Annotated in this window: 19 protein-coding genes; 11 read left to right on the forward strand and 8 right to left on the reverse strand. The window is 71.9% G+C overall.

Going from position 1 to position 21,330, the window contains the following annotated elements; all coding sequences use genetic code 11:
• Nucleotides 1–5 precede the first annotated feature (5 nt).
• Nucleotides 6–1,853, reverse strand: a complete 1,848-nt coding sequence (locus tag MDN94_RS08845; RefSeq protein ID WP_482725326.1) for a serine/threonine-protein kinase — start codon at nt 1,851–1,853, stop codon at nt 6–8.
• A 356-nt stretch (nt 1,854–2,209) separates the two neighbouring features.
• Between MDN94_RS08845 and MDN94_RS08850 the strand changes: the two genes are divergently transcribed.
• Nucleotides 2,210–3,562: a S1 family peptidase gene (locus tag MDN94_RS08850; protein WP_482725327.1), complete on the forward strand. Its 1,353-nt coding sequence runs from the start codon at nt 2,210–2,212 to the stop codon at nt 3,560–3,562.
• A 55-nt stretch (nt 3,563–3,617) separates the two neighbouring features.
• On the opposite strand, the gene MDN94_RS08855 is transcribed toward MDN94_RS08850, so the two are convergent.
• The 3 genes from MDN94_RS08855 to MDN94_RS08865 all read right to left on the reverse strand — a co-directional run bounded on the left by MDN94_RS08855 (nt 3,618) and on the right by MDN94_RS08865 (nt 6,555).
• A complete protein-coding gene (locus MDN94_RS08855) occupies nt 3,618–5,276 on the reverse strand; it encodes a protein kinase domain-containing protein (RefSeq protein WP_482725328.1) in 1,659 nt (552 codons plus the stop codon).
• Nucleotides 5,277–5,479: 203 nt separating this feature from the next.
• Nucleotides 5,480–5,965 carry a MarR family winged helix-turn-helix transcriptional regulator gene (locus tag MDN94_RS08860; protein ID WP_482725329.1) on the reverse strand — a complete coding sequence of 162 codons (486 nt, stop codon included), beginning with the start codon at nt 5,963–5,965 and terminating at the stop codon, nt 5,480–5,482.
• Nucleotides 5,962–6,555, reverse strand: coding sequence for a DJ-1/PfpI family protein (locus MDN94_RS08865; RefSeq protein WP_482725330.1), 594 nt, complete (start codon nt 6,553–6,555; stop codon nt 5,962–5,964). Before MDN94_RS08865 ends, MDN94_RS08860 begins: the two co-directional genes overlap by 4 nt.
• Nucleotides 6,556–6,730: 175 nt before the next feature.
• On the opposite strand from MDN94_RS08865, the gene MDN94_RS08870 reads away from it, so the two are divergent.
• Nucleotides 6,731–8,086: an aminotransferase class III-fold pyridoxal phosphate-dependent enzyme gene (locus MDN94_RS08870; RefSeq protein WP_482725331.1), complete on the forward strand. Its 1,356-nt coding sequence runs from the start codon at nt 6,731–6,733 to the stop codon at nt 8,084–8,086.
• A gap of 234 nt (nt 8,087–8,320) precedes the next feature.
• Here MDN94_RS08870 and MDN94_RS08875 read toward each other — a convergent pair whose 3' ends face one another.
• Nucleotides 8,321–8,752, reverse strand: coding sequence for a hypothetical protein (locus tag MDN94_RS08875; RefSeq protein WP_482727039.1), 432 nt, complete (start codon nt 8,750–8,752; stop codon nt 8,321–8,323).
• A 116-nt stretch (nt 8,753–8,868) separates the two neighbouring features.
• Between MDN94_RS08875 and MDN94_RS08880 the strand changes: the two genes are divergently transcribed.
• Together MDN94_RS08880 and MDN94_RS08885 are read left to right on the forward strand one after the other, a co-directional pair.
• Nucleotides 8,869–9,594, forward strand: coding sequence for a GntR family transcriptional regulator (locus MDN94_RS08880; RefSeq protein ID WP_482725332.1), 726 nt, complete (start codon nt 8,869–8,871; stop codon nt 9,592–9,594).
• A gap of 283 nt (nt 9,595–9,877) precedes the next feature.
• A complete protein-coding gene (locus tag MDN94_RS08885; RefSeq protein ID WP_159695084.1) occupies nt 9,878–10,528 on the forward strand; it encodes a hypothetical protein in 651 nt (216 codons plus the stop codon).
• A 149-nt stretch (nt 10,529–10,677) separates the two neighbouring features.
• Here the strand turns inward: MDN94_RS08885 and MDN94_RS08890 are convergent, their stop codons facing one another.
• The gene (locus MDN94_RS08890) at nt 10,678–11,421 is read right to left on the reverse strand and encodes an SLATT domain-containing protein (RefSeq protein ID WP_482725333.1); all 744 of its coding nucleotides are present in this window, start codon (nt 11,419–11,421) and stop codon (nt 10,678–10,680) included.
• A 371-nt stretch (nt 11,422–11,792) separates the two neighbouring features.
• Between MDN94_RS08890 and MDN94_RS08895 the strand changes: the two genes are divergently transcribed.
• From MDN94_RS08895 to MDN94_RS08925, 7 genes are all read left to right on the forward strand, one after another.
• A complete protein-coding gene (locus MDN94_RS08895) occupies nt 11,793–12,128 on the forward strand; it encodes a YbaB/EbfC family nucleoid-associated protein (RefSeq protein ID WP_078535290.1) in 336 nt (111 codons plus the stop codon).
• A gap of 78 nt (nt 12,129–12,206) precedes the next feature.
• Nucleotides 12,207–12,806: a recombination mediator RecR gene (gene recR / locus MDN94_RS08900; protein ID WP_005314484.1), complete on the forward strand. Its 600-nt coding sequence runs from the start codon at nt 12,207–12,209 to the stop codon at nt 12,804–12,806.
• Nucleotides 12,799–13,458 (forward strand): DUF5063 domain-containing protein, encoded by a 660-nt coding sequence (locus MDN94_RS08905; RefSeq protein WP_482725334.1) that lies wholly within the window; start codon nt 12,799–12,801, stop codon nt 13,456–13,458. The genes recR and MDN94_RS08905 overlap by 8 nt, the downstream gene beginning before the upstream one ends.
• A gap of 261 nt (nt 13,459–13,719) precedes the next feature.
• A complete protein-coding gene (locus MDN94_RS08910; protein ID WP_482725335.1) occupies nt 13,720–14,991 on the forward strand; it encodes an aspartate kinase in 1,272 nt (423 codons plus the stop codon).
• The gene (locus MDN94_RS08915) at nt 14,988–16,079 is read left to right on the forward strand and encodes an aspartate-semialdehyde dehydrogenase (protein ID WP_482725336.1); all 1,092 of its coding nucleotides are present in this window, start codon (nt 14,988–14,990) and stop codon (nt 16,077–16,079) included. The genes MDN94_RS08910 and MDN94_RS08915 overlap by 4 nt, the downstream gene beginning before the upstream one ends.
• 301 nt (nt 16,080–16,380) lie before the next feature.
• Nucleotides 16,381–17,040, forward strand: coding sequence for a SigE family RNA polymerase sigma factor (locus tag MDN94_RS08920; RefSeq protein WP_482725337.1), 660 nt, complete (start codon nt 16,381–16,383; stop codon nt 17,038–17,040).
• Nucleotides 17,037–18,188 (forward strand): hypothetical protein, encoded by a 1,152-nt coding sequence (locus MDN94_RS08925; RefSeq protein ID WP_482725338.1) that lies wholly within the window; start codon nt 17,037–17,039, stop codon nt 18,186–18,188. The genes MDN94_RS08920 and MDN94_RS08925 overlap by 4 nt, the downstream gene beginning before the upstream one ends.
• A 411-nt stretch (nt 18,189–18,599) precedes the next feature.
• Here the strand turns inward: MDN94_RS08925 and MDN94_RS08930 are convergent, their stop codons facing one another.
• Entirely contained in the window at nt 18,600–19,355 is a 756-nt protein-coding gene (locus tag MDN94_RS08930; RefSeq protein WP_482725339.1) for an SURF1 family protein, read from the reverse strand.
• 102 nt (nt 19,356–19,457) lie between these two features.
• Nucleotides 19,458–21,290: a S9 family peptidase gene (locus MDN94_RS08935; protein ID WP_482725340.1), complete on the reverse strand. Its 1,833-nt coding sequence runs from the start codon at nt 21,288–21,290 to the stop codon at nt 19,458–19,460.
• Nucleotides 21,291–21,330: the final 40 nt, after the last annotated feature.

Genomic DNA, 21,330 nt, shown 5'->3' on the forward strand with positions numbered 1-21,330 from the left:
ATGGCTCACCTGCGGACGTACTCCGCCGGTTCGCCGTCGGCGCTCATCCCGTACATGAGGAGGCGTTCCCTGCCCTCGACGCGGTCGGCGCGCAGGTTCTGCGCGGAACCCGACGGGGTGCACTCGGGGTCGGAACCCTGTTCCAGCTGCGGCGGCCCGAGGACGACCAGGTCGCCGACGCCGCCGAGCACGGCGGTGCTCTCGCAGTGCACCAGGTCGCCGGTCTCCTCGCCGGTCTCCTCGTCGGTGCGCGGGTAGTTCTCGGAGAACCGTACGAGCGGGGCGCCGACCGGACCCTGGGTGACCGTCATCTCGAAGGAACGGGACTCCTCGTAGTCCGGCGGGGCGTCCAGCACGTCGAACTTCTGCCGCCAGTGACCGACGAAGGCGGACGGCACGGCCCTGGGGCCGTTCTTCGACCGGTGGAATGTGGCAGTGACGTCCCCGGACGTCCACTCCAGCACCTCGGGCGACCGTACGGTCAGGGTCTGGTGAGCCGCGGGGGTGCAGCGCTTCTCGGGCACGCTGGTGGTCACGTCGCTCTCGCCGAACACGATCCGGTCGGCGTCGGCGGAGACGAGCGTGGAGCGCCCCATGCACAGCCGCTCACCGGTGACGTGGACGTACACGCCGGTCTTCTCGCCGGCCCGGCCCTGGGTGATCTCGATGCGCCCGGTCTCGTAGGGCGCGTCGGCACTGCCCCGCAGGACTCCCTCCCACGCGCCGAGGAAGTCGTCGGGCACGATGCCGTCAAAGTCGCCGGGGCCGCTGCTGGACGCGACCGGGGTGCCGGTCGCTCCCGCGCCGCCCGCCCCGTCGTCCGTCCCCCCGCGGTCCTTCCACTGCAGGGCGGCGAACGTGCCGGCGACGGCGAGAACGGTGACCGCGGCCGCGGCGGTCAGAGCGGTACGCCGCCGCCTGCGCGGCGCGGCCGGCACGGTCACCGGCGTCGGGGGTGTCGGGTCCCCGTCCGCGTCGAGCAGCCGGGCCGCGTGCCGCCCCAGCCCGGCCAGCAGACCGGCGGGCAACCACGGTTCGTCCGGAAGGGACACGCTCGCCAGCTCCGCGGCCGTCGGCCGGGCGGCCGGGTCCTTGTCAAGGCAGCCCCGCACGAGCGACTCCAGCTCGGGCGCGAGCCCGGCGAGGTCCGGCTCCTCGTGGGCGATACGGAACAGCACGGCGTGCACCCCGCTGTCCGCGGACCCGAACGGCGGGCGCCCGGTGCCCGCGTACGCCAGCACGGCGCCCAGACAGAACACGTCCGACGCGGGCGTGAGCCGCTCGCCGCGCACCTGCTCGGGCGACATGAAGCCGGGCGATCCGACGACCGCGCCGGTCGTCGTCAGCCCGCCGTCGGTGACGGTGTCCACGGCGCGTGCGATGCCGAAGTCGATGATGCGGGGGCCGTCGACGGTGAGCAGGATGTTGGAGGGCTTCAGGTCCCGGTGCAGCAGCCCGGCGGCGTGGATGTGCCCGAGCGCGTCGGCCAGTCCGGCGGCCAAGGCGCGTACGGAGTTCGGCGGCAGCGGCCCGTACTGGTCGACGACGACGCTCCTCAGCGACGGCCCCGGCACATATCCGATGGCCACCCAGGGCGACTTCGCCGCGGTGTCAGAGGCGATGACGGGAGTGGTCCCGGCCCCTCCGACCCGCTCCAGCGCCTCGACCTCACGCGCGAACCGGCGCCGGAACTCGTCCTGTGCGGCGAGCTCGGCCCGTACGAGTTTGACGGCCACGGTCCGGCCGCCGGCGGAGCGGGCGAGATAGACCCGGCCCATCCCGCCGACTCCTAGCCGTCCGAGCAGCCGGAACGGGCCGATCTGGGTAGGGTCTTCGGGCAGCAGGGCATCCACGCCCGGATCTTCCCACAACGCGGCTCACAGGGCCTCTGTCATGGTCAAGTCCCCTATGTGCAAAAGGACTTGAGGTCGTGGGCCGCCTGGGTCCACCCAGGCGGTCCGCTGTCCGCTGTCCACGAGTGCCGGGGCAGAGTCGCTACGGGACGGTCCGGACCTGGCGCAAGCAGCCCCTCGGTGACCTGCCGGCCGTCTTCGCCCGGAGTACGAGAGCAGCCGCTACGTGTACCCGATGACCCTGTAGCGGCGCCCGCTGAACGGTCCGGTACCGCGGCACGTACTGAGGAGGGGGCCGCGCCGTCCGGGGCCCCATGGCACTGGCGAAGCCGTTCGTTACGACCTTGGGGCCGCGCATGATGCACGCACGACGGAGGGGCGCACGACGGACACTCCAGCGGGTCGTGCGGCTGGCCGCCGTGGTCGGGCTGCTCAGCGGCGGGCTGATGGTCTCCGGCGCCATGGCGGGCGAGCCGCCTGCCGCCGGACCGCCCGCCGCGGGTGATCCGCGGGCCGCCGACGACCCGGTGGCCGGGCTGGTGTCGCGGCTCGGCCCGGCCCGTACCGCGGGCAGCTGGACCGGCCCCGACGGGAGGACGGTCGTGGCCGTCACCGATCAGGAGGCCGCGGAGGAGGTGCGGCGGGCCGGCGCGGAGGCCGAAGTGGTGCCCCACAGCATGGAGCGGCTCCGCTCGGCCACCGAGACCCTGCGCTCCGCGCCCCGGGTGCCCGGCACCGCGTGGGCGGTCGACTACGCGGCCAACAGCATCACCGTGCGCGCCGACAGCACCGTCTCCGCCGGCGACTGGTCGCGCATGTCCGGCCTCGCGGAGGAGATCGGCGGCTTCGTCCGCATGGAACGCACCTCGGGGACCTTCACCACCAGGGTCAACGGCGGCACCGCGGTCTTCGGGGACCAGCGGCGGTGCACCGCCGGGTTCAACGTCACCAACGGCCAGGACATCTTCATCCTGACGGCGGGGCACTGCGGGCCCGAGGACTCCACCTGGTTCCGGGACCGTCAGGGCGACGAACTCGTCGGCACCACCACGGCCGCCAGCTTCCCCGGCGACGACTACTCCCTGGTGCGCTACGAGGACGTCGACGTCCTGGACCGCACCAACGTCGTGGACATCGGCGGCGGCAGGGGCGTACAGATCGTCGGGGCCGGCGAACCGGCCGTCGGGCAGCGGGTGTTCCGCAGCGGCAGCACTACCGGGTTCCGCTCCGGCGAGGTGACCGCCGTCAACGCGACGGTGAACTACCCCGAAGGCACGGTGACCGGACTGATCGAGACCACGGTCTGCGCCGAGCCGGGGGACAGCGGCGGGCCGCTGTTCTCCGAAGGGCTGGCGCTCGGCGTCACCTCGGGCGGCGACGGGGACTGCACCACGGGCGGCACCACCTACTTCCAGCCGGTGACCACCGCCATGGAGAAGCTGGGCGTGGACCTGACGGGCGGCCCGCCCGCCCCCGGCGGGACGGCCGAAGAGTCCGAGGGCGGCGCCCCGCCCGTACCCTCGCCGCCGCCGCGGCCCGGGGAGGGACTCGGATCACGGGCGGTCAGCTCGATCGTCGACTTCGGCAACCCGGCCCTGGGTGCGGGTCTGATCGGCCTCAGCCTGACCGGACTGCTGGTCGCACGGTGGCTCGTGTCGGCCCAGGAGCGCAGGGAGTACCGCAACTTCCACAGCGCGAGCTGGGGCTGAGGCCGGCTGCCGAAGGCCCGGCCGAGCAGACCCTCTCGGCCGGCGTGGGCCCTTCTCAGCCCGTCTTGGTGTACGTGAGCGGCTCGCCGGTCGAGCCGACGAGCTCGCGGACGATGATGTTGTCTGCGGGCATGTTCAGCCGGCTCCACTGCCCCGGGGCGCACGAGACGCGGTCGCCGAACGTGACGGCCGTGGGGGCGAGTTCGAGCGGCGGTCCCGGGGCGCGGAGCGTGGCCGACCAGCGGCAGTCGTAGTTGGGACCCGTTCCGCTCAGCGTCATGACCTGTTCGCCGGTCGCGCCCTGCGTGATCGTCATGATCCGTGTGTTCGTGCCGTCCGCCGTCTCGAACGACGCCCGCCAGGTGCCGACGTACTCCTGCGGCACATCGCCCGCCGTCCCGGCCGTCGGCGGTGGGCCGGTCGGTGCGGGAGTGCCGGAGGAAGCGGGGGGAGAGGTGGGGGCCGAGGACGTGGAGGTGGGCTTCGGGTCCGCCGTCGTCCCCTTGCCCTTGTCCTTGGACATGAACGCGTACACCGAGCCGCCCGCGCCGAGGGCGACGACCAGCGCGACGGCGATCAGGGCCAGTGTCCCGCCACGGGAGCCGCGCCGTGGCGCCGGAGGCGGAGTCCGGGCATGGGGCCCTGGCGGGTGCGGGGCAGGGTGGTACGGGCCCGGCTGGTACGGCTGCGGATAGCCGTACACGGGTCCGGGCGGCGTGTGCGGCGCCGCGGCCGGTATCGGCGCCGGAGCGGGAGGCGGTGTCGCGACCGCGCGAGGAGGCGCCGTCATCGTCGGCGGCTGCACCGGCGCCTGCGGCTGTTCGGCGTCCAGCAACTGGACCGCGTGGCGGCCGAGTTGCGCGATCAGCGCCCCCGGCAGCCACGGCTCGCCGTCCGCGTCGGCGGCCGTCCGGCGAAGGATCTCGTCCACGGTGGGCCGTGCCCCCGCCTCCTTGCGCAGACAGTCGCGGATCAGGTCCACCAGAGCCTCGGGGGCCCCGGCCAGGTCCGGCTCCTCCTGCGCGATACGGAACATCTGCGCGTGGCCGCCGCTCGCGGCGGATCCGAACGGGAGCCGGCCTGTCGCCGCGTAGGCGAGTACGGACCCCAGGCAGAAGATGTCGCACGCCGGGGTGATTGGGTCGCCGCGCACCTGCTCGGGCGACATGAAACCGGGCGAGCCGACGAGCGCGCCGGTGCGGGTGAGGCCGCCGTCGGCGACCGTCTCCAGCGCCCGGGCGATGCCGAAGTCGATGACACGCGGCCCGTCGATGGTGAGCAGGATGTTCGACGGCTTGAGGTCGCGGTGGATCAGGCCGGCCGTATGGATGTCCTTCAGCGCGTGCGCCAGGCCGGAGGCCAGCAGGCGGACGCTGCGCTCCGGCAGCGGTCCGTGCTCGCCGGAGACGACGGTGTGCAGCGCGGGCCCGGCGATGTAACCGGTGGCGACCCACGGGACCGGGGCCTCCGTGTCCGCGTCGAGTACGGGGGCCGTCCACCTCCCGCCGACGCGCAGGGCGGCCCGGACCTCGAGCCGGAAGCGGTTGCGGAACTCCTCCTGCTCCGCGAGCTCCTGCCGCACGAGCTTCACCGCGACGGTGCGTCCGCGGTCGGAGCGGGCGAGATACACCTGGCCCATGCCGCCCGCACCGAGCCGGCTCAGGATCCGGTACTCGCCGATGTGATGTGGATCCCCTGGTGCCAGCTGCTCCATCGCCGCGCGGCCCTTCCCCCGTACCGAAATGCTCGATGGACCGAGGATAGTGGGCGCGCACGGAGCCACACAGGTCAGCGATCCGCGCGGAAACGCCGCCGGGGCCCCGGCGGCGCGCCCCGTGCCGGGCTCCTGGCGTCGGTTCCCGGCTGCGGCTTCCGGGCCCGGGGACCGTGTCCGTTTCCCGACTCAAGCTCTCGGCATCAGGCTTCCCGCCCCGGCGGGAGGACGGCCATGTCCTCGGCATCGATGGTGTCCATCGCCCGTGACAGCTGCTCCAGCACCAGCACGGTCTCCGCGAACTCCTCCGGTCCGAGGGCGTCCAGCAGCCGGTTCGCCAGCCGTGCGTGGCCGGGGTCGATCTGCTTGATCGCGGCCCGGCCCTCCTCCGTCGCGTGCAGCAGCTTCGCGCGCCGGTGGGCCGGGTTGGGCCGGTACTCGGCCAGCCCCTGCCCGGCGAGCACGTCGGCGATGCGCTGCACGCTCTGCCGGGTGATGCCCATCGTGCGGGCGATCCCGGCCACGGACTGCGGCTCGCGCACCACGGCGCCGAGGACCTGCCATCGGGCGGCCGTCAGCCCCGCCTCCGTGGCGATGCGGTCCGAGACGGTGATGAACTGCCCGTTCAGCCGGAAGACACCGAGGGCCGTGCGGGTCAGCAGTTCCTGGGGGTGGTGGTCCGGCCTCATGCGTTCAGGACCTCGAAGGCCGCCGGGTCGGAGTCGTGGAACAGCCGGTACCAGGCGTCCAGCTTCTCCCCCTCGTACACGCCGAGGCGGGCGAAGACCTCGCGGGCGAAGGCGACGGGCTCGGTCGGGCCGGCGGTGATCAGGTCGCCGTCGGTGACGGCGTCCGTCTCGACGTAGTGGTCGCCGCCCTTGTAGCCCGTGGCGGCCAGATAGAACGAGACGGCGCTGGTGTGGGCGCGGTCGTCGAGCAGGCCCTCGCGTGCGAGACCGGCGGTCGCGCCGCAGATCGCCGCGACCGGGACGCCCGCGTCGAGGAACGTGCGGGCCTTGGCGGCGAAGGGCGAGAGGACGTCGCCGGTGTCCCACAGGGTCGCTCCGGTGAGGATCAGCAGCGTGCTGTCCGCCGGGTCGAGGTCCGCGAGCGCCAGATCGGGCTGGATACGGACGCCACCCATGGTGGTGACGGGGTGCGTGGTGAGACCGACGGTCTTCACGGTGAAGCCGTTCTGGGTGAGGTGGGCGGTGGTGTGGCCCGTCTCCCAGTCGGCGTAGGTGTCGTAAACGGCCAGATGAACGGTCCCCGTGGTCATGGTGCCCTCCTTGACGCGTGTCCTGCTCCTCCGTATGACAGCAGCCTGTCATGACGACAGCATGCTGTCAATCGTGAACGGGTGCCGGAGGGGCGACACCCTGCCCAGATAAGCGGCCGGGTCCATACAAGGTGGCCATGTCGGCTCCGACCGGCGGTTCCATACGCTGAGCCGCATGACCCCTCATGCCGACCCGCAGACCGGAGCTGCCGTCAAGGCGGCCGACCGCGCCCATGTGTTCCACTCCTGGTCCGCCCAGGGCCTGATCGACCCGCTCGCCGTCGCCGGCGCAGAGGGGTCCTACTTCTGGGACTACGACGGCAACCGCTACCTCGACTTCACCAGCGGCCTCGTCTACACCAATATCGGCTACCAGCACCCCAAGGTGGTCGCGGCGATCCAGGAACAGGCCGGCAAGCTGGCCACCTTCGCGCCCGCGTTCGCCGTGGAGGCGCGCTCCGAGGCGGCCCGGCTGATCGCCGAGCGCACACCCGGTGACCTGGACAAGATCTTCTTCACCAACGGCGGCGCGGAGGCCGTCGAGAACGCGATCCGGATGGCCCGTCTGCACACGGGCCGTCCGAAGGTGCTCTCCGCCTACCGCTCGTACCACGGCGGCACCGCGACGGCGGTCAACATCACCGGCGACCCGCGCCGCTGGGCCAGCGACAACGGCACGGCGGGCGTCGTCCACTTCTGGGCGCCGTTCCTGTACCGGTCCCCGTTCTACTCCTCGACGGAGGCGGAGGAGTGCGCACGCGCCCTGACGCACCTGGAGGACACCATCGCCTTCGAGGGCCCGCAGACGATCGCGGCGATCATCCTCGAGACGATCCCGGGCACGGCCGGCATCATGACGCCGCCGCCCGGCTATCTCGCGGGCGTCCGCGAGATCTGTGACCGGTACGGCATCGTGTTCGTCCTCGACGAGGTCATGGCGGGCTTCGGACGCACGGGAGCCTGGTTCGCCGCCGACCACTTCGATGTGGTGCCGGACCTGATCACCTTCGCCAAGGGCGTCAACTCGGGATACGTGCCGCTCGGCGGTGTGGCGATCTCCGCAGAGATCGCCGCGACCTTCGACAAGCGCCCCTACCCCGGCGGGCTCACCTACTCCGGCCACCCGCTGGCGTGTGCGGCGGCCGTCGCCACCATCCAGGTCATGGCGGACGAGAAGGTCGTCGAGAACGCGGCGGTCGTCGGAGAGACCGTGCTCGGGCCGGGGCTGCGCGAGCTCGCCGAACGCCACCCCTCGGTGGGGGAGGTGCGCGGCCTGGGCGTCTTCTGGGCGCTCGAACTCGTCCGCGACCGCGGGACCCGCGAGCCGCTGGTGCCCTACAACGCGTCCGGCGAGGCGAACGCGGCGATGGCGGCGTTCGGCGCGGCCTGCAAGAAGAACGGCCTGTGGCCCTTCATCAACATGAACCGCACGCACGCCGTCCCCGCGTGCAACGTGAGCGAGGCCGAGGCGAAGGAGGGTCTGGCCGTGCTGGACGCGGCGCTGTCGGTAGCTGACGAGTGGACGGTCTGAGGCCCGCTCGACGCCCCTGTGACGCGGGCCGCCCCTGAGGCGCCCTACGCCCCCTCCGGCCACGGTCTGCCGGAGGGTGGCGTCGGCATGGCCGGCGGGTGCCGCGTCGGAGGTCGGACGACCCACCGCCGACGCCGACGCGGCCCCCGCCGATCCGCGGGCGGCGCCCCGCGGGCCTCGCACCGGCGACGCGTCTCCCCGCCGGTCACGACCGGCCTCGACCGTCAGCAGCCCTCACGCCCCGGGTTCGACCTCGAGGAACCGCCGCTTCTTCGGGCCCCGGTACAGCAGCCCCTCCCAGCCCAGCCCCGCCAGCACCTCGGCGCACGCCCCCAGCCGGTCCTCCTCCTCATGGACGGCCCCGCTGCCCGGCGGGCCGAGCCACTCGACGTACACCGTGTGCGGGCGCTCGCCGGGGCGTACCCGGTAGCCGGTGGCCGTGCGCCGCTCCTCGTGGACGGCGGAGGGCGGGAAGCCGGAGGCCTCCAGCGCCAGCGCCACCGCGCGGACCGTCCGGACCAGCTCCCACTGTGCGGGCACGGCCTCTGTGCCCGTGGTGTTCGTCACCCGCCGGATCTGGAGCAGCGCCTCGAACGCCGTCCGCACCTCAGCAGCCCTGCCGGGCCCTGACACCGGCGGGCCGTCGCCGGTGGCCGCCTCGAACATCTCGCGCACCCGGATCTCGCCTCCCCTCCCGCTCCGGACCGTACGCCGCCCGCGTACCGGCCGTATCACCCCTGGCCTATCGTGTCGGGGACCGAAGGCGAAGGAGAAGCCCCACGATGCCCGGCTACGGCAGCGGTGGCGGGAACGGCAACCCGAATGCCGTCACCCGCAACACCCTGCGGCAACAGATCGCCGACGCGCTGCGTGACGAAGTGCTCGCGGGGCGGATGCAGCCCGGCCAGGAGTTCACCGTCAGGGAGATCGCCGACCAGTACGGCGTCTCGGCGACCCCCGTGCGTGAGGCCCTCGTCGACCTGTCCGCCCAGGGACTCCTCGACTCGGACCAGCACCGCGGTTTCAAGGTGCACCGGTTCACCTTCGACGACTTCCGGACCATGGTCGAGACCCGGTCGCTGATCGTGGACGCGATCTTCGGCCACGTCACGCGGAGCAGGCCCGCGCTGCCGACGCCGCAGGCCCTGCTGTCCGTGCGGCGCCGGGCGGAGGAGGCCGCGCGGGCGGCCCGCTCCGGCGACCTGGACATCCTCATCGGTTACGACCTGCGCTTCTGGCGTGAGCTCGGCGCGCTCGTCGCCAACCGCTACCTCTGCGACTTCCTGCACCGGCTGCGGGTGCAGGCGTGGGTGTTCTCCGTACCGTTCCTGCGCATGGACGGGGAGCTGCCCGAGCGGCTCTGGGGCGGCCACCAGGACATCGTCGACGCGGTGACCCGCGGCGACGCGGCCGGTGTCCGCGCCGAGATCCGGGCCTATGACGACCACGCGCTGGCCTGGGCGGAGCGCATGGAGCAACGGGAGAGGCAGACGCAGCGCGAGGGATGAGCGTCCCGCTGCGCGAAGCCGCACCGAAACTGCCGGGCCGGCCGGGGGAGAGGGCGGCCGGGGTGTGGGTATGGGTCGTGGGAGAGGAGTGACAAGGGGGTACCGGAACGTACCGAACCATGTCGAACGGACCCTTCGCGCACCGCGCCGGCGGCACTACGCTGTCCCGACCATCATCTTTCTTCACGCTTTCTCCACCTGATGCCGCCGTCCCGGCGTCCTCCCCCGTCCAAGACCCTCGACCGCACCACTCGTGCCCGAACTGCTGAGAGCGAGCCCTCCCTTGGCCTGTGACCTGTGGCTGGTCCCCCTTGTCGACGTGCTGTGCCACAGCCCCGACAACCCCTTCGCCGAAGAGATCGCCGCCTATGACAAGGCGCTGACCGGCGCGGGCCTGCCGACGGTGCCCGTCTTCGCCTACATGCCGGGCCTGTCGGGCGATGTCGCCCCGGTCGCCGGCTTCGACTACGACGCGCTGCACTTCCTGCGACGCGCCTATCTGCTGCAGCTGTGCGGGCTCGCAGTGACCCCCGTCGACGAACTGGGCGGCGACTACGAGCAGTTGCTGGAGATGTTCGAGACGACGGCTCAGCAGTCGCACCTGGTGTGGCACTACGACCACGCCGGCGCCTACGTCCCCGTCGACTTCGCCAACCCGCTCTTCAACGACGAACTCCTCGAGGGAGGCGGCCCCTTGGGCTCGACCCAGGGACTGTTGCGCGAGCTGGAGTACGTGGCCCCGTCCATCGGCATCGACCCGGCGAACCCGCCGGCCGCGCCGGAGCCGCCCGAGCGCCCCACGGCACTGGAGGAGCCCGCGGGGCCGATCCCGTACGACGAGAGCCCGTTCGCCCGCGAACGGCATGTGTGGCTGGGACTCCACGCGGCGGCCACACGGAGTCTCGGGCAGGGATCGATGATCATCTTCAGCTGAGTGACTGTCCGCCGCCCCGACGGTCAGGCCGCCGGACAGGTCCCCGACGACTGTCGGGCACCTGTCCCGCGCGGTGACGGCACGACGCGGACCACCACCCGCGCCCCAGGATCGCGCCGGTGGGCTAGCGCGTCAGCGCGGCGGCTCCGTCAGCGCGGCGGCTCCGGAGGGCGCTGCCGCGGCATGTTCGGGCGGGAAGCAGGGGGAATCGGGAAGCGGCCCTGGATGACGCCGGGGGCCGGATGGGCCTCCGGCGCCGTGCGCGGGGGCGCGGAATGCAGCCGCAACGGGGCAGGACCGGGCCGGAAGTCCGTCATCCAGTCCGCGGTCTCGGAGCGGACCAGGTCGGAGACCTCCTCCGAGAAGCGGCGGAGCACGCCGAGGCAGCGCTCCGCGGCCTCGCTCGCCGTGCCCTCCGCCGGGCCCAGCACCTCACGCACGCTCTCCGACGCCCAGTCGTACTGCAGTGCCTGGAGCCGGCGCTGCACCGCCTGCGCGGTGGCCACGTTCCGCATCCAGCCGGACGTCAGGCCGAAGTACCGGTCACAGGCCAGGCAGGCCGCCGCGATGAGCAGCGAGAGGTAGCCCCAGGGCGCCGCCCGGCCGAGCGCGCCGGCGAGGTCGAGCAGGGGCAGAGCCGCTCCGGCGACCGCGCCGAGTGCCGTGCCCAGACGCAACAGGCGCGCGGCCCGGCGTTTGCGGACCCGGTCGGACAGATACCAGTCCACGGTGCGCAGCGCGTCCGCCTCGACCCAGCGGTAGAGCTCGTCGAGGCGGGCCGCGGGCTCGCCCCAGTCCCCGAGGGGGAACGGCCTACCCGTCAGGTCACCCAGCGGCACCTCGCCCCCCTCCCCGCGGGTCGGTCCCCCGGGCTGCATCTCCGGCTGGCTCACCGGTGCACTCCTCTGCGCTCTGCTGACGACCAGGACTGACGACCAGGACTGACTATCAGGTCCGAAAAGGTGCTGAAAAGGTGCTGACGCTACACCGCGTGACGTACGTGGCGCGCATGCGTCCCGATGCGGCGCAGCCCCTTCATACCGCCGAATGGAGGGCTGTGTGCCCCCGATCCCCGGATTGACGCCCACATGGGGGCCCAGGTCAGGTAAAGGAGCTCCAGAAATGCCTCCGCCGCTCACCCGAAAGAGTTGCCGGAAGCGGGTGGGGCGCCCTGCTGGGCGAGCACGTAGGCTCAGGTGTACCGAAACGTACGGAGCGTCCGGACGTACGGGATTTCCAGTCGTCGATGCAGCCAGGAGTGACCGTGATCCCCGGTGGTGGCCAGCCCAACATGCAGCAGCTGCTCCAGCAGGCCCAGAAGATGCAGCAGGACCTGGCGAAGGCCCAGGAAGAGCTCGCGCAGACCGAGGTCGAGGGCCAGGCCGGCGGAGGGCTCGTGAAGGCGACCGTCACGGGCTCCGGTGAGCTCCGCGGTCTGGTCATCGACCCCAAGGCCGTGGACCCGGAGGACACCGAGACCCTGGCCGACCTCGTCGTCGCCGCCGTCCAGGCCGCCAACGAGAACGCGCAGCAGCTCCAGCAGGACAAGCTCGGACCGCTCGCCCAGGGCCTGGGCGGCATGCCGGGCATGCCTTTCTGAGACGTCCGCAGATACGTCTCCCCTACCTCTCGGTCACCAACTACCGTAAGCAGCAAGACTCCAAGGAGAGGCGTTCCGTTGTACGAAGGCGTGGTTCAGGACCTCATCGACGAACTGGGCAGACTGCCCGGCGTCGGTCCCAAGAGCGCGCAGCGGATCGCCTTCCACATCCTCCAGACGGAGCCGGCCGACGTGCGCCGGCTCGCGCACGCCCTCCTCGAGGTCAAGGACAAGGTCCGCTTCTGCGCCGTCTGCGGGAACGTGGCCCAGCAGGAGCAGTGCAACATCTGCCGCGACCCGCGTCGCGACCCCTCGGTCATCTGTGTCGTCGAGGAGCCGAAGGACGTCGTCGCGATCGAGCGCACGCGTGAGTTCCGAGGGCGCTACCACGTCCTGGGCGGGGCCATCAGCCCCATCGAGGGTGTCGGCCCCGACGACCTGCGGATCCGCGAGCTGCTGGCCCGGCTCGCGGACGGCACGGTCACCGAGCTGATCCTGGCCACGGACCCCAATCTGGAGGGCGAGGCCACGGCCACGTACCTCGCCAGAATGATCAAACCGATGGGTTTGAAGGTCACGAGGCTGGCCAGCGGACTCCCTGTCGGGGGAGACTTGGAATACGCCGACGAGGTCACGCTCGGGCGTGCCTTCGAGGGGAGACGACTGCTCGATGTCTGACGCCATGCTGCACGCCGTTGACCAGAACCCGGACGACTTCGCGGTTCAGATCGCCGACTCGATCGAATCCTTCATCGTCGCCACGACAGAGGTGGCGAAGGGTGACGAACCGGACAGCGCGGTACCGTTCCTGCTGCTCGAGGTCTCCCAGTTGCTGCTGACCGGCGGCCGACTCGGCGCCCACGAGGACATCGTCCCGGACGAGCGGTACGAGCCGGACACCGGCCCGGACGCCGACGTCGACGACCTGCGCATGCGCTTCGCGGTGATGCTCGACCCGGTGGACGTCTTCTCGGAGGTCTTCGACCCCTACGAGCCGCGCAAGGCACCGGTTCCCTCGCGGATCTCCGACAGCCTCGCCGACATCGTCATGGACCTGCGCCACGGGCTGGCCCACTACCGGGCGGGCCGCACCTCGGAGGCCCTGTGGTGGTGGCAGTTCTCGTACTTCTCCAACTGGGGGCCGACCGCCTCCGCGACGCTGCGGGCCCTCCAGTCCCTGGTCGCGCACGTCCGGCTCGACCAGCCGCTCGCCGAGCTCGACGGTCTCGACACCGACGAGGACCTGACGGAGGAGGCGCTCGCCGAGGAGGCGGGCCGCGTCATGGTCGAGGAGATCCTCGGCCCGCCGGAACTGCGCCGGGCCCACTGACCGCCGCTGACCGGCCCCCGGTGAGCCCGTACGGCCGGATCCCGCGTCCGGTGCGTGTGAGCCGGCCCACACCTCCGCGTAGCTCCCCGCCCCTTGGGCAGTAGCCAGTCCGAACGGCCGCGGGCGCCCCTCCGGGACTTCCGGATGATCACCTGTTGAGCGGGACATCTCACCATGTGACATCACAGGGGCGATCCGCGGCCGCTCGATAGACTGAGCCGACCGCAGTAGTGACTGCACAAGACGGAACGAGGAGCGCACGTGGGCCTTGTCGTGCAGAAGTACGGAGGCTCCTCCGTAGCCGATGCCGAAGGCATCAAGCGGGTCGCCAAGCGAATCGTCGATGCCAAGAAGAACGGCCACCAGGTGGTCGTCGTGGTGTCGGCGATGGGTGACACGACGGACGAGCTGATCGATCTCGCCGAGCAGGTATCCCCGATCCCTGCCGGGCGTGAGTTCGACATGCTGCTGACCGCGGGAGAGCGGATCTCCATGGCCCTGCTGGCCATGGCGATCAAGAACCTGGGCCACGAGGCCCAGTCGTTCACCGGCAGCCAGGCCGGCGTCATCACCGACTCGGTCCACAACAAAGCGCGCATCATCGATGTGACGCCGGGCCGGATCCGCACGGCGCTCGACGAGGGCAACATCGCCATCGTCGCCGGCTTCCAGGGTGTGTCCCAGGACAAGAAGGACATCACCACGCTCGGCCGGGGCGGGTCGGACACGACCGCCGTCGCTCTCGCCGCCGCGCTGGACGCCGAGGTCTGCGAGATCTACACCGACGTCGACGGTGTCTTCACCGCCGACCCGCGGGTCGTGAAGAAGGCCCGGAAGATCGACTGGATCTCCTCCGAGGACATGCTGGAGCTCGCTGCCTCCGGCTCCAAGGTGCTCCTGCACCGGTGCGTCGAGTACGCACGCCGATACAACATCCCGATCCACGTCCGCTCGTCCTTCTCGGGACTGCGGGGCACCTGGGTCAGCAACGAACCGCAAGGGGATCAGAAGGTGGAGCACGCCATCATCTCCGGAGTCGCCCACGACGTCTCCGAGGCGAAGATCACGGTCGTCGGGGTGCCGGACAAGCCGGGCGAGGCCGCGGCCATCTTCCGCACCATCGCGGACGCCGAGATCAACATCGACATGGTCGTCCAGAACGTCTCCGCGGCCACCACCGCGCTGACGGACATCTCCTTCACCCTCCCCAAGACGGACGGCCGCAAGGCCATGGACGCGCTGGAGAAGGCGAAGGGCTCGATCGGCTTCGACTCGCTGCGCTACGACGACCAGATCGGCAAGATCTCCCTGGTCGGCGCCGGAATGAAGACCAACCCGGGCGTCACCGCCTCGTTCTTCGAAGCGCTGTCGGACGCGGGCGTGAACATCGAGCTGATCTCGACCTCCGAGATCCGCATCTCGGTGGTCACCCGCGCCGACGACGTCAACGAGGCCGTCCGGGCCGTGCACAGCGCCTTCGGGCTCGACTCCGACTCCGACGAGGCGGTCGTCTACGGCGGCACCGGGCGATGAACCGCAAGCCGGCGCTCGCGGTCGTCGGTGCGACCGGAGCAGCCGGCGCGGTGATGCTCGAGATCCTGTCCCAGCACGCGGACGTCTGGGGCGAGATCCGACTCGCCGCCTCCCCGCGCTCGGCCGGCCGCAAGCTGGCCGTGCGCGGGGAGCGGTGCGAGGTCCTGGCGCTCGAAGAGAGCGTCTTCGACGGCATCGACGTCGCGCTCTTCCTGGTGCCCGGCGCGGTGTCGGAGCGCTGGGCGCCCGTCGCCGTCGCCAAGGGCGCGGTCGTCGTGGACGCGTCGCCGGCCTTCCGGGCCGACCCCGACGTGCCGCTGGTCGTACCCGAGGTCAACCCGCACGCCGTACGGGTGCGACCGCGCGGCATCGTCGCCGGCCCGCACGACACCACGCTCGCCATGATCCCGGCCGTCGGCGCGCTGCACGCCGAGTTCGGGCTGCGCGAACTGGTCGTCTCGTCCTACCAGGCCGTCAGCGGCGCCGGACGTGACGCCGTGGCCGCCCTGCGCAAGCAACTGTCCATGGTCGCCGGTACGGAACTGGGCACCGGACCCGGAGACGTACGGCGGGCGGTGGGCGACGATCTCGGGCCGTTCCCCGCGCCGCTCGCCCTCAACGTGGTCCCCTGGACGGGGACGCTCGCCGACGACGGCTGGTCCTCCGAAGAGCTCGGGCTACGCGCGGAGACCCGCAAGATCCTCGATCTGCCGGGGCTGAAGGTCGCGGCCACCTGCGTACGCGTGCCGGTGCTCACCACCCACTCGCTGTCGGTGCACGCCCGCTTCGAGAACGAGATCACCGTGGAGCGGGCGCACGAGGTCCTCGCGACCTCACCCGGTGTCGTCCTCTACGACAACCCGGAGGCGGGCGACTTCCCCACGCCCGCGGACGTGGTCGGGACGGACCCGACATGGGTGGGGCGGGTGCGACGGTCGCCGGACGACCCCTGCGCCCTCGAGATGTTCGTGTGCGGCGACAACCTCCGCAAGGGCGCGGCCCTCAATTCGGCCCAGATCGCGGAGGCCGTGGCCGCCGAGTACCGCGCAGGGGCGGGCGGCGTCAGGACCGCCGGGACGATCTCGTAATCTCGTGGTCCCAGCAGTTAATCCGACGTGATTCCGTGGGGGTCCTTTGTAGGATCTGTGGACGCCCTGTGAGGAAGTCGAAATCTGTACCACTTGAACTGGGGCATCGGCATGTTTGATAGTTCGCTTCTCCCTTGCTGCAACCGGTAGTTGGGCGGGAAGCGTCTTTGCGCACCTCGGCACGGTGCTGCAATAAAATTGGGCATTGGGGAAGAGCGGTGCGCATGCGGACATTTGGTCCACCGTCAAAAGCGGTGGCGTACGCGTACAACCCTGGCGGGGGGAAGCGTGTCCAACTGGCGTGGCAGAGGTTCTCGACATCGCAAGGGTCCCGGTACGAGGCGCAGCAGTGCGTCCGCTCCGCCGGCCCCGCCCGGCCGGCGGCATGCCGGTGATCGCTCCCATGCCCGCTTCGCGGACGTCACGCGTCCCGTCCCAGCGGCAGGGCGCTGACGACGCCATGGCCACAGGCACCACCGTCGACCACCTCACCGAGACCTACCGCGCCCACTACCGGTCGCTGCTGGGTCTCGCCGCGCTGCTCCTCGACGACACGGCCTCCTGCGAGGACGTCGTCCAGGAGGCCTTCATCCGGGTCCACTCGGCGCGCAAACGCGTGCGTGACCCGGAGAAGACGCTCGCCTACCTGCGGCAGACCGTGGTCAACCTTTCGCGTTCCGCGCTCCGCAGGCGCATCCTCGGCCTCAAGCTGCTCTCGAAGCCCATGCCCGACATGGCGAGCGCCGAGGAAGGCGCGTACGACCGGCTGGAGCGGGACGCGCTCATCAAGGCGATGCGCGGGCTTCAGCGGCGTCAGCGCGAGGTGCTGGTGCTGCGGTACTTCGCCGACATGACCGAGGCACAGGTCGCCGAGACCCTCGGAGTCTCACTCGGCTCGGTGAAGGCGTACGGCTCACGGGGTATCGCGGCGCTGCGCGTCGCCATGGAGGCCACCAAATGAGCGGGCAAGAACGCGAGCACGAGCAAGAACGCGAGCAGGAACGCGAGCGCGATCAGAGCGCTGGGCATTACGGGCCGGACGGGCCGTCTGACGACCGGACTGGGAACGAGATTGTGAACAACGGGCCGACCAATGACCTCGGCACGGAGATCGGGACCGACGAGGACGCGCTGCGGCGGCTGCTGCACGGTGTCGTCGAGGACATCCAGCCTTCCGCCGGCGCGCTGGACCACCTGCGCAGGGCGGTACCGGCGCGGCGGGCCCGCAAGAGGCAGGCACTCGTCGGAGCGGCCGCCGCGGCACTGCTGATCGGCACCGCCGTCCCCGCGTTCGTGCACGTGGCGAACTCGAACGGCAGCGGCAGCGCGAACCCGGTCAACGCCGGGCACGGCGAACAGGCCCAGGGCGGCACGGGCAACTCCCCGGGCGTCACCGGCGGCGACAACGGCACCAAGGGGCCCACGCAGGGCGCCGGGCCGGCGGTGCCGCCGGGCCCCAGCACCGGAGGGAACCCGCCGGCCGCGCAGCCCAGCGGCGGTGGGGACGGCGGCTCCGGCGCGGTCCAGCCGCCCGCCGTGGGCGAGGTGCAGACCTGCGAGGCCGGGCAGCTGAGCGTCTCCACGGAGACGGGCGCACCGGACGGCGAGGGCAAGGTGTACGGCACCTTCCGTGTCACCAATGTCTCGACCACCGACTGCATCATCGGTCGATCCACGATCGGCTTCCACACGTCCGGCGCGGCCGACCAGGCGCGGATCAGCGTGGTGCGGCACGTCGCGGGCGACGCGGCGGGCGGTCTGCCCGACCCGTCGCCTTCGGACACGGACGTGGCGGTCGCGATGGCGTCCGCATCGTTCGCGATGAAGTTCGCCTGGGTCCCCTCCGACACCTGCCCGACCACGGAACCCTCGCCCGACCCCTCGCCCACCGAAGGTGACGCCTCAGGGGGCGGCGGGGGCCAGGGCGGTGGCACCGGCGATACCGGCGGGAGCGCGGCTGAGCCGCAGCTCATGACGGAGGACGGCGTCAAGGAGGGCAGCGTGACGGTCACCTACTCGGCGCTGGGCGGCGGCGTGTACGGACAGTCGCTCGTCCCGAACGCGTGCGCCGGAACGATCTACCACACGGGTGTGCTGACGGGCCAGTGACGTCCTTGCCGCAGGCCCCCGGGGACTGACGGCCGGGCCGCGTCGCCGGGCAGTCGGCGGCGCCTCCAGGGCCCGCCGGGGAGATGGCCGCTTCCCAGGTCCGCCGGGCAGGGCGGGGTGGCGGCCGCCGGTGTCCGCCGGGCAGGCGGACAGGCAGGTCAGGGCGGGGCCGCGCCGGTGAGTCGGGCCCATGGGCGTCGGTGCGCAGGTCCGCCGGGGCGCAGGTCAGCGCCGGTGGCCGGGAACCGCTCTGCCGGGGTCGCGGGCAGGGGGTCGCGAGCAGGGCCGTTGGGCCGGGCGGTGGGCAGGGCCGGCAGCAGTACGTCGTCGGGCCGGGCAGCGCCGGTTGCCGGCACCCGCCGGGATCAGGGCCCGAGCCTCCCGGCCGGGACCATGCGGCAGGCCGGATCGTCAGGCGGCGGTCTCGGGCTCCAGGCCGAGCGCCCGGTCCCGCGCCGCCTCCGCCTCGCGGCGGACCAGGCGGAACCACATGAAGAGCACGAAGCCGGCGAAGACGAACCACTCGCCCGTGTAGCCCAGGTTCTGGAAGGCCTTGAGGTCGAGGCCGCTGTTCTCCGGCGCTGACGCCGGCACGGCCGTCAGGCCGCTGTCCGGCCTCGACAGCGTGACCCACGCGTCGTACACGTCGTCCGGCACCAGGTTCACCAGTGACGCCGCGCTGATCATGCCCAGCTGTCCGGCCGGCAGACCGCCGGCCGTGTGCACCCCGTCGCTGCCCGTCGACTCGGAGGCCTGAAGCGCTCCCGTGACCGTGACCTCGCCCGCCGGAGCGGCCGGGGCCCGGCCGCCCTCGGGCATCCAGCCGCGGACCACGGGCAGCATCCTGCCGTTGTCCGTCTCCAGCAGCGTCAGCACGTACGAGCCGCGCCTGCCGTCGAGTTCACGCCCGGGGACGAGGAACTGCTCGCCGTACCGGCCCGACGCCGTGGCCAGTCGGCCCGATGTCTCCTTGTCGACGGGCAGTAGCTCGTCCAGCGGCGCTGCCTTCTGGTCCGCGCCCGGCTTCCGCTCCGCCTCACGGTGAGAGTCGACGCGGTCCTCGAACCTGCCCAGCTGCCACGAGCCCATGAAGATGCAGAACGGGATCGCCAGCAGGACGAAGACGTTGATCCCCCACCAGCGGGGCGTCAGCAGGAATCGGTACACCCCTCCACGGTACGGAACACCTCGGCCGTTCCCGGTGCCGGGGCCGTCGACAGGCCGGTCCGACGGGCCGGCGCCGCCGATGGGCCGGCCTGTCGCGTCAGGTCACCGCTGCGTCGCCGCCCCCTCAAGATGCCTCTCCGCGAAGTCGATCTCCAGCCGCACCTGCTTGATCCGCTCCTCCACCACGAGCGAGCCGTGCCCCGCGTCGTACCGGTACACCTCGTGGACCGCGCCGCGGGCCGCCAGCCTGTCGACGTAGTTGTCGATCTGCCGTATCGGGCACCGCGGGTCGTTGACACCGGCCGAGATGTAGACCGGGGCCCGGACCGCGTCCACATACGTCAGCGGTGACGAGGCCTTGTAACGCTCCGGCACCTCTTCCGGGCTGCCGCCGAACAGAGTGCGGTCCAGCGCCTTCAGGTTCTCCATCTCGTCGTGGTACGAGGTGACGAAGTCGGCCACCGGGACCGCCGCCAGGCCGACCGCCCACGCCTCCGGCTGGGTACCAAGGCCCAGCAGGGTGAGATAGCCGCCCCACGAGCCGCCCGCCAGGACGAGCTTGGCCGGATCGGCGAGGCCCGAGCCGACCGCCCACTCACGGACCGCCGTGATGTCTTCGAGCTCGATCAGTCCGACGCGGTGCTTCAGCGCGTCCGTCCACTCGCGGCCGTAGCCCGTGGAGCCGCGGTAGTTCACACGGACGACCGCGTAGCCGTGGTCGATCCAGGCGGCGGGGCCCGCCGCGAAGGCGTCGCTGTCGTGCCAGGCCGGGCCGCCGTGGATCTCGAAGACCGTGGGCAGCGGCCCCTCCGTACCGGCCGGCTTCTGCACCAGGGCGTGGATACGGCCGCCGGGGCCCTCGACCCAGACGTCCTCGACCGGCACCGAAGCGGGCGCCTTCATACCGGGCGGGTCGAGGACAACGCCGCCGCCGGCCGAGCGGACACTCGGCGGCTGGGCCGCCGACGACCACAGATACTCCACCGTGCGGTCCGGCCTGGCCGTCGCGCCCGAGACCGATCCGGCCGGGGTCTCGATCTGCGTCAGCGCGCGGGTCGCCAGGTCGTAGCGCCACAGCTCGCCGCGGGCCTCGAAGCTGTGCGCGATCAGCAGCGCGGAACCGTCCGGATACCACTCGGCGTTCACATCGCCCGGCAGCTCGATGCCGAGCTCTGTCTCCTCGCCGGAGGCGATGTCCCAGATCATGGGCTCCCACCGGCCGCGCCGCTGGTGCCCGACGAGCAGCCTGGTGTCGCCGTCGACCGGCGCGAAGCCGAGGACCTCGAGGCCCAGCTCCACCGTGCCGCCGCGGGTGTCGTCCAGCTCGGCGACCGTGCTGCCGTCGAGGCGGGTCACGCGCAATGCGGAGTGCATGGCGTCGCCGTGTTCGGTGTGCTCGATCGCGAGCAGCGAGCCGTCGTGCGAGAGGTCGCCCACCCCCGCCGACTCACGGTGCTTGTAGATCTCGACGGGCGTGGCCCCCTCCCGCACGACATGGATCGTCGTGCCGTCCTCGTCGGTGGAGCGGCCGACGACGGCGGTGGTGCCGTCCCGGCCGATGGCGAGACCCGCCGGGTAGGAGGGCTCCAGGCCGGGCGCGGCGGGCACGTCGTCCCCGCCGTGGAAAGGCTGCCGCATCCAAATGCCGAACTCGTCGCCGTCGGTGTCGGAGAACCACCACACGGCCTCGCCGTCCGGGGTGAGTATGCCGTCCGTCGTACCGTTCGGACGGTCGGTGACCTGGCGCTGCTCGCCCGTGGACCGGTCCCAGGCGTACAGCTCGTACGTCCCCGTCGCGTTCGAGACGAAGAGGGAACGGTCCGGTGCGTCCTCTGCCCAGGCGGGCAGCGAGACGCGCGGTGCCCGGAACCGCTTCTCCCAGTCGGGCACGGGAGGGCTGACGGGCATGTCGGGCGTGGTGGGTGCGTCGCTCATGCCCTCAATGAAAGCGGATTTCGCCCGCGTCCTCCGCAGC

The sequence above is a fragment of the Streptomyces sp. WAC00040 genome (genome assembly GCF_056835925.1).